The organism is Paenimyroides marinum (assembly GCF_900108395.1).
GTDB lineage: Bacteria > Bacteroidota > Bacteroidia > Flavobacteriales > Flavobacteriaceae > Flavobacterium > Flavobacterium marinum.
In genome coordinates this window covers 1-12520 of record NZ_FNXE01000031.1, presented here as the reverse complement: position 1 = coordinate 12520, position 12520 = coordinate 1, and the positions used below count along the sequence as shown (strand labels likewise).

Below are 12520 nucleotides of genomic sequence, written 5' to 3'. Positions count from 1 at the left end.
TTATTTCGCTCTTTCAATGATTTCAACTAATCTCCAACATTTGTTTTTAGATAATGGACGAGTCTCCATAATTCTAACTGTGTCACCAATGTTACAGTCGTTTGTTTCGTCGTGCGCAACATATTTTTTAGTTTTTAACACGAACTTACCGTATAATGGGTGTTTTACTCTTTTTGTCTCAGACACAACGATTGACTTAGTCATTTTGTTGCTCGTAACAACACCGATTCTTTCTTTTCTTAAATTTCTTTTTTCCATCTTTCAGCAGAATACAATTATTGTAAGTCTTTTTTGCTTAGCTCAGTTTTCACTCTTGCGATAGCTCTTCTTACAGTTCTTAATTGTAAAGGGTTAGCAATAGGTGAAATAGCGTGAGCGTTTTTTAACTCAGCATATTGGTTAGTTAGTTCACCAAGTTTTGCTTGTAACTCAGCTACAGATAGATTATTTATTTCTTGTTTCTTCATAATGATCTAAAATTAAGCTTCGAAATCTCTAGCAATGATAAACTTAGTTTTTACAGGAAGTTTTTGAGCAGCTAAACGTAATGCTTCTTTTGCAACTGCTAAAGGTACACCACCCACTTCAAACATGATTCTTCCTGGTTTAACAACTGCAGCCCAATATTCAACTGCACCTTTACCTTTACCCATACGTACCTCTAGAGGTTTTTTAGTGATAGGTTTATCTGGGAAGATTTTAATCCATAATTGACCTTCACGTTTCATAAAACGAGTTGCAGCGATACGTGCAGCTTCGATTTGACGAGAAGTAATGAATGAGTAATCTAAAGATTTGATACCAAACATTCCGTTAGAAAGCTCGCTACCTCTTTGAGATACTCCTTTCATTCTACCTTTCTGTACCTTACGGTACTTTGTTCTTTTAGGCTGTAACATTTTTCTTTAGTTTAAAATTACTTTCTTTTGTTGCGGTTTGGTCTTCCACTTGGTTTTCCAGATCCTGCAGATTTAGATTTTTGTTTTTCTAAGCCTGCTAACGGAGAAAGATCTCTTTTACCATAAACCTCACCTTTCATGATCCATACTTTAATACCCATTCTACCGTAAGTAGTGTGAGCTTCAGCTAAAGCGTAATCAATATCAGCACGGAAAGTAGATAAAGGGATACGACCATCTTTAAAACTTTCTGAACGTGCCATTTCTGCACCATTCAAACGACCGGAAATCATAACTTTCATACCTTCAGCGTTCATTCTCATTGCCGCAGCAATAGCCATTTTAATAGCTCTACGGTAAGAAATACGGCTTTCGATTTGACGAGCGATGCTTGTTGCAGCCAAATAAGCATCTAATTCTGGTCTTTTAATTTCAAAGATATTGATTTGTACCTCTTTGTTAGTAATTTTCTTAAGTTCTTCTTTTAACTTGTCTACCTCTTGACCGCCTTTACCGATGATGATTCCCGGACGAGCAGTAGTGATAGTAACGGTTACAAGTTTCAAAGTTCTCTCGATAATGATTTTAGATACACTAGCTTTTGCTAAACGAGCATGGATGTACTTTCTGATTTTTGCATCTTCAGCAAGTTTGTCTCCATAGTCATTTCCACCGTACCAATTTGAGTCCCATCCTCTGATGATCCCAAGGCGATTTCCGATTGGATTAGTCTTTTGTCCCATACTGTTTATTAATTGCTTTGTGTGTTATTGTTAGATCCTAATACGATGGTTACGTGATTAGAACGTTTTCTGATTCTGTGTGCGCGACCTTGTGGTGCAGGACGTAATCTTTTTAACATTGCGCCACCGTCTACACGGATTTCTTTTACAAATAATTCTGCTTCTTCAATATTTGCATCAGCATTTTTTGCCTGCCAGTTAGCGATAGCTGATAACAATAATTTTTCTAATCTACCTGAAGCTTCTTTTGTATTAAATTTTAATATGTTAAGAGCATTCTCAACTTTCTGTCCTCTTACTAAATCTGCAACTAAACGCATTTTACGAGGTGAAGTTGGGCAATTATTCAGCTTTGCGAAAGCAATACTTTTGTTTGCTTCTTTTATCTGCTCTGCTCTTTCTCTTTTACGAACTCCCATAGCTTCTTATTATTTTTTACCTTTATTTTTTGCACCAGCGTGTCCACGGAATGAACGAGTTGGCGAAAATTCTCCTAATTTATGTCCTACCATGTTTTCTGTTACGTAAACAGGTACAAATTGACGACCGTTGTGTACTGCGATTGTTTGACCAACGAAGTCTGGAGTAATCATAGATGCTCTTGACCAAGTTTTAACAACTGCTTTGTTACCGTTTTCTGCGTTCTCTAAAACTTTTTTCTCAAGTTTAAAGTGAACATAAGGTCCTTTTTTTAATGAACGTGCCATACTTACTTAATTATTTCTTTCTACGTTCTACAATATATTTATTACTTGCTTTAACACTAGAACGTGTTCTGTACCCCTTAGCTGGTAATCCTTTTCTTGAGCGTGGGTGACCTCCTGAAGAGCGTCCTTCACCACCTCCCATTGGGTGATCTACCGGGTTCATTGCCACTGGTCTAGTACGTGGTCTTCTACCTAACCAACGAGATCTACCTGCTTTACCTGAAACGATTAACTGGTGATCAGAGTTAGATACTGCACCAATTGTAGCCATACATGTTAATAAGATTAAACGAATCTCACCTGAAGGCATTTTAATTGTTGCATATTTTCCATCGCGAGCAACTAATTGTGCAAAAGTTCCTGCAGAACGTGCGATAACAGCACCTTGTCCCGGACGTAACTCGATACAAGAAATAATTGTACCAAGAGGAATGTTTGCTAAAGGCATAGCGTTACCAACTTCCGGAGCTGCTTCTGGTCCAGAAACTACTTTCTGGCCTACTTGTAATCCTGCCGGAGCAATGATGTACGTTTTTGCTCCATCCGCATAAGCTAATAAAGAGATAAAAGCTGAACGGTTTGGATCGTATTCGATTGTTTTAACTGTAGCCGGAACACCAACTTTAGTTCTTTTGAAATCAATGATACGATACTGTTGTTTATGACCACCGCCGATATAACGCATGGTCATTTTTCCTTGACTATTTCTACCTCCAGAGTTTTTTTTCGGTGCTAATAAAGAACGCTCCGGCTTATCAGTTGTAATAGCGTCAAAACTATTAACAACTCTAAAACGCTGACCTGGGGTAATAGGTTTTAATTTTCTAACTGACATTGTTATTAGATATTATTATAAAAATCGATTGAATCTCCTTCTTTCAATGTAACAATTGCTTTCTTGTAAGCAGATGTTTTACCAGTAATCATCCCGCTTTTTGTATATTTTGTAGATCTATCTGCTCTGTAAATCATTGTGTTTACATCTAAAACAGAAACTCCGTAAGCTTTTTCAACTGCTTTCTTAATTTCTACTTTGTTCGCTTTTTTAGCTACAACAAAACCAAAACGGTTGTATAATTCACCGTCTTTAGTTATTTTTTCGGTAATGATAGGTTTAATAATTGTACTCATTTCCCTACTTATTTACTTAAATTTTCTACAATTCCTTCTACAGAACCTTCAGTCAACACTAATGAATTAGCATTTAAAATACCATAAGTATTTAATTCTGAAGAAGTTACAACAGAAGCTCTTTTTAAATTGCGTGATGACAAATATACATTTTTATTTGATTCACCCAACACAAATAATGATTTTTTACTTTCTAACCCTAAAGCTTTCAATACGTTAATGAAATTTTTAGTATTTGGTGTATCAAAAGTAATGTCTTCAATTACAAACAAATTAGACTCTTGTGCTTTGATTGTAAATGCTGATTTACGAGCCAAACGTTTTAAAGCTTTGTTTAATTTGAAAGAGTAGCTACGAGGTCTTGGTCCAAAAATAGTACCACCACCTTTAAAAACAGGCGACTTAGCAGAACCTGCACGAGCAGTACCAGTACCTTTTTGTTTTTTAATTTTACGTGTAGATCCTGCCACTTCAGCTCTTTCTTTAGCTTTGTGCGTACCTTGACGTTGATTTGCCAAATATTGTTTAACATCTAAATAGATAGCATGTTTGTTAGGCTCAATTGCGAAAACTGAATCAGCCAATTGTACTGATCTACCAGTTTCTTTTCCGTTGATATCTAAAACTTTTACTTCCATTACTTCTGAACGATTACGTAAGAGTTTTTGTGACCTGGTACAGCACCTTTAACTACTAATAAGTTTTTGTCTGCAACCACTTTTAAAACTCTAAGGTTTTGAACTGTTACTTTTTCTCCTCCTGTTCTACCTGCCATGCGCATACCTTTGAACACGCGTGAAGGGTACGATGATGCACCCACAGAACCCGGAGCTCTTAAACGGTTGTGCTGACCATGTGTAGCTTGTCCAACACCACCAAATCCATGACGTTTTACAACCCCCTGGAATCCTTTACCTTTAGAAGTACCTTGTACATCTACAAATTCTCCTTCGGCAAATAAATCTACAGTGATTACATCACCTAAATTGTAAGTGCTTTCAAAATCCTGGATTTCAACAACTTTTCTTTTAACAGAAGTTCCTGCTTTTTTAAAGTGACCTGTAGCCGCTTTAGTAGCATTTTTTTCTTTAGCGTCATCGAAACCAAGTTGATAAGCTTCATACCCGTCAACCTCTTTGGTTCTGACTTGGGTAACGACACACGGACCTAATTCGATTACTGTACAAGGAATGTTTTTCCCTTTTTCATCGAAAATTGAAGTCATGCCGATTTTTTTTCCAATTAACCCAGACATAAATTTAAATTAATAATTATTAAATATAAAAATTTCAAGCATCGGCAAAAGTAATACCAATGCTTGAAATATACAAGTATTTTTCAAAAAAAGTTTATTATCACACTTTTATCTCAACTTCTACTCCTGAAGGAAGCTCTAATTTCATTAAAGCGTCGATCGTTTTTGAAGATGAAGAATAGATGTCTAACAATCTTTTGTACGAACTTAACTCGAACTGCTCTCTCGCTTTTTTGTTTACGTGCGGAGAACGTAAAACAGTAAAGATTTTTTTATGAGTTGGCAACGGAATTGGTCCTGTTACCACTGCACCTGTACTTTTTACAGTTTTTACGATTTTTTCAGCTGATTTATCAACCAAAGCGTGATCGTAAGATTTTAATTTTATTCTGATTTTTTGACTCATTTTCTTAATTATTAAGCGTTACCTTTAGCCTTTTTAATTACTTCTTCCTGAATATTAGAAGGTGTTTGCTCGTAGTGAGAGAACTCCATTGTTGAAGTTGCACGACCCGAAGACAATGTACGTAATGTTGTTACATAACCGAACATTTCAGATAACGGCACAGAAGCTTTAACCACTTTTGCTCCGTTACGATCGTCCATAGAGTTGATTTGACCGCGACGACGGTTTAAGTCACCCACGATATCACCCATGTTTTCTTCCGGAGTTAACACCTCTAACTTCATGATTGGTTCAAGGATAATTGCACCAGCTGCTTTAGCAGATTCTTTATATCCTAATTTCGCTGCCAATTCGAAAGATAAAGCATCCGAATCCACCGCGTGGTAAGAACCATCGACTAAAGTAACTTTTAATGAATCCATTTCGAAACCAGCTAAAGGCCCTTGTTTCATTGCTTCGCGGAAACCTTTTTCTACAGCCGGAATGTATTCTTTTGGTACGTTACCACCTTTTACTTCGTTAACGAACTGTAATCCCATTGGAACTTTTCCGTCAACTTCGTCAGCTGGACCGATTTTGAATACGATGTCACCAAATTTACCACGACCACCAGATTGTTTCTTATATGTTTCTCTGTGATCAGCTGTTTTAGTGAACGCTTCTTTGTACTCAACCTGAGGTTCCCCTTGGTTTACCTCAACTTTGAATTCACGTTTCATACGGTCAACGATGATATCTAAGTGCAACTCACCCATACCAGAGATGATTGTTTGTCCAGAAGCCTGGTCAGTACGTACGGTAAAAGTTGGGTCCTCTTCAGCTAATTTAGCCAATGCCATACCCATTTTATCAACGTCTGCTTTTGTTTTAGGCTCGATAGCGATACCGATTACCGGATCAGGGAACACCATAGATTCTAACACAATTGGGTGTTTTTCATCACATAATGTATCTCCTGTTTTAATATCTTTAAAACCAACAGCAGCACCAATATCTCCAGCTTCAATTCTTTCGATAGGGTTTTGTTTGTTAGCGTGCATTTGATAAATACGAGAAATACGCTCTTTGTTACCAGAACGTGTATTTAACACGTAAGAACCGGCATCTAATCCTCCTGAATATGCACGGAAGAAAGCTAAACGACCTACGAATGGATCGGTTGCAATTTTAAATGCCAATGCAGCGAACGGGTCACTTACAGATGGTTTACGTGTAATAGGCTCGTCTGTATCAGGGTTTGTACCTTCAATTGCTTCCTTATCCATTGGAGAAGGTAAGTAACGACATACAGCATCTAACATAAACTGAACTCCTTTGTTTTTGAAAGACGAACCACAAGTCATTGGAATGATACTCATATCCAAAGTAGCAGCACGTAATGCTGTGTGAATTTCATCTTCAGTAATAGAGTTTTCATCCTCCATATACTTTTCTAACAAGTTTTCATCGTATGCAGCGATTTCTTCGATTAACTGACCACGGTATTGTTTTACGTCGTCAACCATATCAGCCGGAATCTCGATAATATCAAAAGTAGCTCCTTGTGTTTCTTCATGCCATACAATTGCACGGTTTTTCACTAAATCAACTACTCCTTTAAAATCAGCTTCCTCACCAATTGGCAATACAATCGGCACCGCATTTGATTTCAACATGTCTTTAACCTGCTGACAAACTTTCAAGAAGTTAGCTCCCTGACGGTCCATTTTGTTAACGAATCCCATACGAGGAACTTTGTAGTTATCAGCTAATCTCCAGTTTGTTTCAGATTGTGGCTCTACCCCGTCTACTGCCGAGAACAAGAACACTAATCCGTCTAATACACGTAATGAACGGTTTACCTCTACGGTAAAGTCAACGTGTCCCGGAGTATCAATAATATTAAAATGATATTCTTTCGAAGAATCAATTTTTTTACCTTGATCTGTTGGGAAATTCCAGGTACAAGTTGTAGCAGCAGAAGTAATGGTGATACCACGCTCTGCTTCTTGCTCCATCCAGTCCATAGTAGAAGCACCGTCATGTACTTCTCCTAACTTATGGTTTTTTCCCGTATAGAAAAGGATACGCTCTGTTGTTGTTGTTTTACCAGCATCAATGTGAGCAGCGATCCCGATATTTCTAGTAAATAATAAATCTCTAGCCATTTGTGTTGTTCTTTATGAAAAATTAAAATCTAAAGTGAGAGAATGCTTTATTAGCATCAGCCATTTTATGAACATCCATTCTTTTCTTAACAGCAGCACCTTCTTCTTTAGCCGCAGCTAAGATTTCAGCTGCTAATTTAGAAGCCATAGATTTATCGTTTCTTTTTCTTGCATAAAGAATCATCCATTTCATCGCCATAGAGATTTTTCTATCCGGACGAATTGGCATTGGGATCTGGAATGAAGCACCACCTACACGGCGTGAACGTACTTCAACGTGAGGCATAACATTTGTTAAAGCATCTTTCCATACTTCCAATGAAGTTTTTTCTTCATCTTGCTTTTTCTCTTCTACGATTTCTAATGCATCATAGAATACTTTGAAAGCAGTAGATTTTTTACCATCCCACATTAAGTTATTCACAAAACGCGTTACTAACTGATCGTTAAATTTCGGATCTGGTAAAAGAGGTCTTTTCTTTGCCTGTCTTTTTCTCATTTCTTTTGTTACTTTTTAAAAGTTTAAAGTTTAAGGTTCCAAGTTTAAAGTTCTGTACCGCTTTGATGCAACACACAAATCTTTCGACTTTTAACTTTTGACTGTTCGACTTAAATTAAATTACTTTTTTGCGTCTTTAGGGCGTTTAGCACCGTATTTAGATCTTCTTTGTGTACGACCGTTAACACCGGCAGTATCCAAAGCACCACGTACAATGTGGTATCTAACTCCTGGTAAATCTTTTACCCTTCCACCTCTAACTAATACTATCGAGTGCTCTTGTAAATTGTGTCCTTCTCCTGGAATGTAAGCGTTTACTTCATTACCGTTTGTCAAACGTACACGCGCTACTTTACGCATTGCAGAGTTTGGCTTTTTAGGTGTAGTAGTATAAACACGCGTACAAACCCCTCTTCTTTGAGGACATGAATCCAAAGCAACCGATTTACTCTTCTTAGTCAATTGGGTTCTCCCTTTTCTTACTAATTGTTGAATTGTTGGCATAATGTTTATTAAAAATTTCTACATTCAATTTTATTTCCCGTGTATTTTCGGGGATGCAAATATATAAATTATTCTAATCAAAACAAATACATTTTATTTATTTTCAAATTTATAATAATAAACTTCACTATACCAAGCAATTTCCCATTCAATCGATATTCTTAAAATTTAAAAACTCCGGCAGATTTTAACTCTGCCGGAGTTGGTTAAGGTTAGTTTTATTCCTTTATCATTTTCTTATTCATTATCCTGCCGTCTTTGGTTTCAATATTTATAAAATAAACACCGCTTGCAAAATTGGTTTGTATTTCTTGGATGGTATTTGTTTCTGAAATCGTTTTAATGATTCTACCTACATTATCAAAGATTTTAATTTCTTCAATAACCTGTTCGTAATCTTCAACAAAAAACTGTTCTTCAAACGGATTCGGATAGACTTTTATAAATTGTTCTAAAGGTTCTTCTATAGATAAAGGTGTATTTAAAAGCAACTGTGCTAAAGTAAAATTATGATTAGAGTTTAGGACTGAATTACCACCAATAACAAGTGTGTCATTTCCTTGTAACTTTATATGTTCAAGCCAATCGTCTCCTGGTGATACATCAATATCTACCAGACCTTTACCATTATTAAAAGTAGTATCTAAATCACCATCATTGTCAAAACGGACAATACGATATGCAAGCCCCCCCAGAGCTGACATTGTTCCACTCCCAATAATAATTTTTCCATCATTTTGAGTTGCCATTACTCTTGGTCTGAAAGAATATGAGAGAATCTTCATACCATTTGTGCCAAAAGTAGTATCAAAGGAACCATCTGAATTTATTTTGAGTAAAAAAGGATCTAATTCAGTACCTCCGATTACGATTTGTCCGTTTGGCAATTCGCCTGCCGAGTGTAAATACTCCATAATATTTTGTATTGGATTGTAATTAAAAAGATCAATAACCACTTTTCCGTTGGTTCCGAATGAGGTGTCAAAGTTTCCTTGTGTATCAATTTTACAGTACGTGCTTTTAGAATGATTAAGAATATCACTGTATTCAACTCCTACACAAAATATTTTGCCGTCATTTAAAAGAATAGCTTCACCCATCGAAAACTTATAGTTGACAGAAGTTAAAGGAAGTACTCCATTATTCCCAAACTGGAGGTCTTCAGTTCCGTTACTGTTTAATTTGACTAATATGCCTAGATACTCATTGTTTACAGAAGTATTTCCTCCTAAAATAATTGAACCGTTAGGCAAAGCCATCACAGAAACAAATTGTCTTGATGATGTAAGTTTGTAAATTCCATTCGTTCCAAATGAAGTATCTAATGTTCCATTACTGTTATAACGAACTGCAAATCCTATATATGTTCCTGGAGAATTAGGTGTAGGTCCCAAATTAGCTTCACCCACCACGATAATTTTACCATCGTCTTGAATTATAATATCCTGTGGAGATTCTGAATGTCCTATTACAGTTGTTACTTTCCCATTGGTACCGAAAGTGTTATCAAGTATTCCGTTTTTATTCGTTTTTGTTAATGTTAACTGGTAATCGGTACTTCCTGCACCTCCTTGAAGCGCATATCCCGCACTTATAATATTTCCGTTTTGATCAAAAGCAAAACAATGAAGTTCAGCGGTGTTTGGGTGTGGGTGTACTGATATTCCTGCATTTCCAAAAGTAGGATCTAATGCTGCGTTTTGGGCAGAGCAAGTAAAACCTGCAAGAAATAATAATATTATTATATATGATTTCATAATGTTAAATATTTAATCATTCTGTACGCTACAACACACAAACTTAAAGGTTATTAAGTCAAAACACTTATCATAAAACCAATAAACGAACCAAACATAAGAAATGTTAAAATATTTCGGCTCCATTTATCTTCGGTTTGCTCATCTTTCAGATTTGTTTTACAAAACTTGATACATAACCACCATAAGAATCCTCCTAAATCTGATAAATCTGTATATCTCATTTATTGTTTTTTTTATGGCTTAAACGCAAAACCCCTCTCTTTTTGAAACCATTTCACACAAGATAAACTCAAAAATTTAGAACCACTCCTTAACTTTTTGTCCAAGCATTAACTATGTTATTTGAATTTCAATTGATCATACTTTAATAATTTTATAAATATAAAAATATGTTTTACTCGTTGTGCATTTAAGAAACGAAAAATATCAACTAACGTCACTTCGAGTGAGATTTCTGTAACCAAGTGGAAGAAATTTTGTATCGAGAAGTCTTTTTATTTAGTTCCCGATACAAAATCTTTCAGATTTTTACTCGAACTGACGAATTTTTGTCCAAATGCACAACAGGTATGTTTTTTATATTACAACAAATTAAAGCAATAATAAAATCAGGATACATTCAAAAAAGCTATTTTACCTGTTTTTAATCTTTAGCGTATATTTACTGAAAATTTATTTCTGAATGCAGCTTTCAAAAAAATTCTTTTACCTGTTTTTTTTAATCCTTGTGGCAAGCAACCGTTTGTATGCCCAACAAATTTATTTAAAAGTTAACGGTAAATCGCCGCAGGAAACCGCTTATTTAAAACGAAACATCAAAGACAGTATTTTTGGCAATGGTCAGGATCTTGAAAAGGAACTGCATTCTTTACAAAACACGTTAAAATCAAATGGGTATTTCTATCAGAAAATGACCTCTACCGGAAAAAAAGACAGTCTGTACCTGGTACAATTTGACTTAAGCAAGAAAACCGATAGCTTAAAGATCAACTTTAATCAGCATCAGGCCAAATTACAAACTCTTTTAAATATTGACAGAACTTCGGTTACTATCCCTATTCAAACCACTGAAAGCTATCTTAAAAACATTGTTGACAAATTGGCCCAAAAAGGTTATTCTATAAGCACAGTTAAGTTAATAAATCATCAATTTGTAAATGAACTACTTGTTGCCGACCTGGATTTACACATAGACGAACAGCGAAAAATTGACCAGATTGTCTTTACACCTTACAATAATTTCCCCACAGGAATTAAACACCGGCTAATCAAAAAATACGAGAAACAACCTTTTACCGAAACGGTGACTTACGAACTGCAAAAAGAAATGGCTCAGTTCCCTTTCATCAAAACCACCAAACAGCCCGAAGTACTTTTTACCGAAAATAACACCGCACTCTATTTATACGTAGAACGACAAAATGTGAGTCAGTTTGACGGATTGATTGGTTTTACAAATGATGATGATGGTAAAGTACAGTTTAACGGTTATGCCGATTTGCAACTGATGAATATTTTAAACAAAGGCGAACAGTTGAAACTTTACTGGAAAAACGATGGAAACCAGCAAACACAGTTTAATCTTTCAGGCGAAATTCCTTATCTGTTCAATACGCCTTTCGGCATAAAAACGTCATTGGAACTGTTTAAACAAGATAGCACCATGATGAATACCAAATTCAACATTGCCGCGTTGTATTACCTCAACTTTAACCACAGAGTTGGCATCGGGTATCAATCAACAGCATCGGTGGCAGGAACCGATAATTTTTATCAGGCAGCCGATTACAACAACCAATTCATTACGCTGAATTATTTGTTAAACAATTATCAGGATCATCCGCTATTTCCACAAAAATATTACATTACCGCATTAGCGGGTTTTGGCTCAAAAACCGAAGAGCTTAACAACCGTAAAGGATCACAACAATTTGCCAATTTAGAAGCAGCGTATTTGTGGCAGCTGAACAACCGGTGGTATATTCACCAGCAATTAGAAGGGTCGCTTTTATTGAGTTCCATTCCTTTATTATATAATGAATATTACCGTTTTGGAGGAATTAACTCGTTACGGGGCTTTCAGGAAAATTCGCTACTTGCTAAAACACAAGTTGGCTTATATAACGAAGCCCGATATTTACTGGCACCTAATATGTACATACATTCGATCACCGACGTTGCCTATTACGAAGGAGAAAACACCAACGATTTATTATATTCTTTTGGTTTAGGATTCGGGATACAAACCGGTGGCGGATTATTCAATATTATTTATGCAAACGGCATACAGCCAGATACCGATTTTAAACTATCGAATTCTATATTTCATTTAAGCTACAAAACACAGTTTTAGAAATTTAAAAAATACAAAAAAAGAATTAAACTGCGAAGCATATCACGAGTACCAATAAAAAATAAAAATTAATCACTACTAAACGGGCAATCTTTCAAATAGGGCAAAATTAGTTG

17 protein-coding genes are annotated in these 12520 nt (G+C 35.8%); 1 reads left to right on the top strand and 16 read right to left on the bottom strand.

Annotated elements, in window-relative coordinates; genetic code table 11:
- From rpsQ to BLW20_RS14710, 16 genes are all read right to left on the bottom strand, one after another.
- Positions 1 to 258, bottom strand: coding sequence for a 30S ribosomal protein S17 (gene rpsQ / locus BLW20_RS10515; protein ID WP_091100330.1), 258 nt, complete (start codon positions 256 to 258; stop codon positions 1 to 3).
- A gap of 17 nt (positions 259 to 275) precedes the next feature.
- A complete protein-coding gene (gene rpmC / locus BLW20_RS10510; protein ID WP_091100326.1) occupies positions 276 to 467 on the bottom strand; it encodes a 50S ribosomal protein L29 in 192 nt (63 codons plus the stop codon).
- A 12-nt stretch (positions 468 to 479) separates the two neighbouring features.
- A complete protein-coding gene (rplP, locus tag BLW20_RS10505) occupies positions 480 to 899 on the bottom strand; it encodes a 50S ribosomal protein L16 (RefSeq protein WP_091100323.1) in 420 nt (139 codons plus the stop codon).
- Between the two features lie 17 nt (positions 900 to 916).
- Entirely contained in the window at positions 917 to 1642 is a 726-nt protein-coding gene (gene rpsC, locus BLW20_RS10500; RefSeq protein ID WP_091100319.1) for a 30S ribosomal protein S3, read from the bottom strand.
- Positions 1643 to 1650: 8 nt separating this feature from the next.
- Positions 1651 to 2061 carry a 50S ribosomal protein L22 gene (gene rplV / locus BLW20_RS10495; protein ID WP_091100316.1) on the bottom strand — a complete coding sequence of 137 codons (411 nt, stop codon included), beginning with the start codon at positions 2059 to 2061 and terminating at the stop codon, positions 1651 to 1653.
- A 9-nt stretch (positions 2062 to 2070) separates the two neighbouring features.
- Entirely contained in the window at positions 2071 to 2349 is a 279-nt protein-coding gene (rpsS, locus tag BLW20_RS10490) for a 30S ribosomal protein S19 (protein ID WP_091100312.1), read from the bottom strand.
- 10 nt (positions 2350 to 2359) lie between these two features.
- Positions 2360 to 3184: a 50S ribosomal protein L2 gene (gene rplB, locus BLW20_RS10485; protein ID WP_091100308.1), complete on the bottom strand. Its 825-nt coding sequence runs from the start codon at positions 3182 to 3184 to the stop codon at positions 2360 to 2362.
- 5 nt (positions 3185 to 3189) lie between these two features.
- On the bottom strand, positions 3190 to 3480 hold the full coding sequence (gene rplW / locus BLW20_RS10480; protein WP_091100305.1) for a 50S ribosomal protein L23: 291 nt from the start codon (positions 3478 to 3480) through the stop codon (positions 3190 to 3192).
- A gap of 8 nt (positions 3481 to 3488) precedes the next feature.
- Complete coding sequence (rplD, locus tag BLW20_RS10475) at positions 3489 to 4118, bottom strand: 50S ribosomal protein L4 (protein WP_091100301.1); 630 nt, start codon at positions 4116 to 4118, stop codon at positions 3489 to 3491.
- On the bottom strand, positions 4118 to 4735 hold the full coding sequence (gene rplC, locus BLW20_RS10470) for a 50S ribosomal protein L3 (RefSeq protein ID WP_091100296.1): 618 nt from the start codon (positions 4733 to 4735) through the stop codon (positions 4118 to 4120). The genes rplD and rplC overlap by 1 nt, the downstream gene beginning before the upstream one ends.
- 100 nt (positions 4736 to 4835) lie before the next feature.
- Positions 4836 to 5141, bottom strand: a complete 306-nt coding sequence (gene rpsJ / locus BLW20_RS10465; RefSeq protein WP_091100292.1) for a 30S ribosomal protein S10 — start codon at positions 5139 to 5141, stop codon at positions 4836 to 4838.
- Between the two features lie 11 nt (positions 5142 to 5152).
- Positions 5153 to 7288 (bottom strand): elongation factor G, encoded by a 2136-nt coding sequence (fusA, locus tag BLW20_RS10460; RefSeq protein WP_091100289.1) that lies wholly within the window; start codon positions 7286 to 7288, stop codon positions 5153 to 5155.
- Positions 7289 to 7310: 22 nt separating this feature from the next.
- A complete protein-coding gene (rpsG, locus tag BLW20_RS10455) occupies positions 7311 to 7787 on the bottom strand; it encodes a 30S ribosomal protein S7 (RefSeq protein WP_091100285.1) in 477 nt (158 codons plus the stop codon).
- A gap of 120 nt (positions 7788 to 7907) precedes the next feature.
- Complete coding sequence (rpsL, locus tag BLW20_RS10450) at positions 7908 to 8291, bottom strand: 30S ribosomal protein S12 (protein ID WP_091100281.1); 384 nt, start codon at positions 8289 to 8291, stop codon at positions 7908 to 7910.
- Positions 8292 to 8509: 218 nt separating this feature from the next.
- Positions 8510 to 10048, bottom strand: coding sequence for a T9SS type A sorting domain-containing protein (locus BLW20_RS10445; RefSeq protein ID WP_091100278.1), 1539 nt, complete (start codon positions 10046 to 10048; stop codon positions 8510 to 8512).
- A 53-nt stretch (positions 10049 to 10101) separates the two neighbouring features.
- On the bottom strand, positions 10102 to 10272 hold the full coding sequence (locus BLW20_RS14710; protein ID WP_177165075.1) for a hypothetical protein: 171 nt from the start codon (positions 10270 to 10272) through the stop codon (positions 10102 to 10104).
- Positions 10273 to 10733: 461 nt separating this feature from the next.
- On the opposite strand from BLW20_RS14710, the gene BLW20_RS10440 reads away from it, so the two are divergent.
- Positions 10734 to 12404, top strand: coding sequence for a BamA/TamA family outer membrane protein (locus BLW20_RS10440; RefSeq protein ID WP_091100275.1), 1671 nt, complete (start codon positions 10734 to 10736; stop codon positions 12402 to 12404).
- The last annotated feature ends 116 nt before the right edge of the window (positions 12405 to 12520 follow it).

What these genes read in the sequence shown, in the direction of transcription:
- rplD (WP_091100301.1), bottom strand. Translation starts at nt 4,118, where the DNA reads ATGGAAGTAAAAGTTTTAGATATCAACGGAAAAGAAACTGGTAGATCA.
- rpsC (WP_091100319.1), bottom strand. Translation starts at nt 1,642, where the DNA reads ATGGGACAAAAGACTAATCCAATCGGAAATCGCCTTGGGATCATCAGA.
- BLW20_RS10440 (WP_091100275.1), top strand. Translation starts at nt 10,734, where the DNA reads ATGCAGCTTTCAAAAAAATTCTTTTACCTGTTTTTTTTAATCCTTGTG.
- rplC (WP_091100296.1), bottom strand. Translation starts at nt 4,735, where the DNA reads ATGTCTGGGTTAATTGGAAAAAAAATCGGCATGACTTCAATTTTCGAT.
- rpsL (WP_091100281.1), bottom strand. Translation starts at nt 8,291, where the DNA reads ATGCCAACAATTCAACAATTAGTAAGAAAAGGGAGAACCCAATTGACT.
- fusA (WP_091100289.1), bottom strand. Translation starts at nt 7,288, where the DNA reads ATGGCTAGAGATTTATTATTTACTAGAAATATCGGGATCGCTGCTCAC.
- rplB (WP_091100308.1), bottom strand. Translation starts at nt 3,184, where the DNA reads ATGTCAGTTAGAAAATTAAAACCTATTACCCCAGGTCAGCGTTTTAGA.
- rplW (WP_091100305.1), bottom strand. Translation starts at nt 3,480, where the DNA reads ATGAGTACAATTATTAAACCTATCATTACCGAAAAAATAACTAAAGAC.
- BLW20_RS14710 (WP_177165075.1), bottom strand. Translation starts at nt 10,272, where the DNA reads ATGAGATATACAGATTTATCAGATTTAGGAGGATTCTTATGGTGGTTA.
- rpsG (WP_091100285.1), bottom strand. Translation starts at nt 7,787, where the DNA reads ATGAGAAAAAGACAGGCAAAGAAAAGACCTCTTTTACCAGATCCGAAA.
- BLW20_RS10445 (WP_091100278.1), bottom strand. Translation starts at nt 10,048, where the DNA reads ATGAAATCATATATAATAATATTATTATTTCTTGCAGGTTTTACTTGC.
- rplV (WP_091100316.1), bottom strand. Translation starts at nt 2,061, where the DNA reads ATGGGAGTTCGTAAAAGAGAAAGAGCAGAGCAGATAAAAGAAGCAAAC.
- rpmC (WP_091100326.1), bottom strand. Translation starts at nt 467, where the DNA reads ATGAAGAAACAAGAAATAAATAATCTATCTGTAGCTGAGTTACAAGCA.
- rpsQ (WP_091100330.1), bottom strand. Translation starts at nt 258, where the DNA reads ATGGAAAAAAGAAATTTAAGAAAAGAAAGAATCGGTGTTGTTACGAGC.
- rpsS (WP_091100312.1), bottom strand. Translation starts at nt 2,349, where the DNA reads ATGGCACGTTCATTAAAAAAAGGACCTTATGTTCACTTTAAACTTGAG.
- rplP (WP_091100323.1), bottom strand. Translation starts at nt 899, where the DNA reads ATGTTACAGCCTAAAAGAACAAAGTACCGTAAGGTACAGAAAGGTAGA.
- rpsJ (WP_091100292.1), bottom strand. Translation starts at nt 5,141, where the DNA reads ATGAGTCAAAAAATCAGAATAAAATTAAAATCTTACGATCACGCTTTG.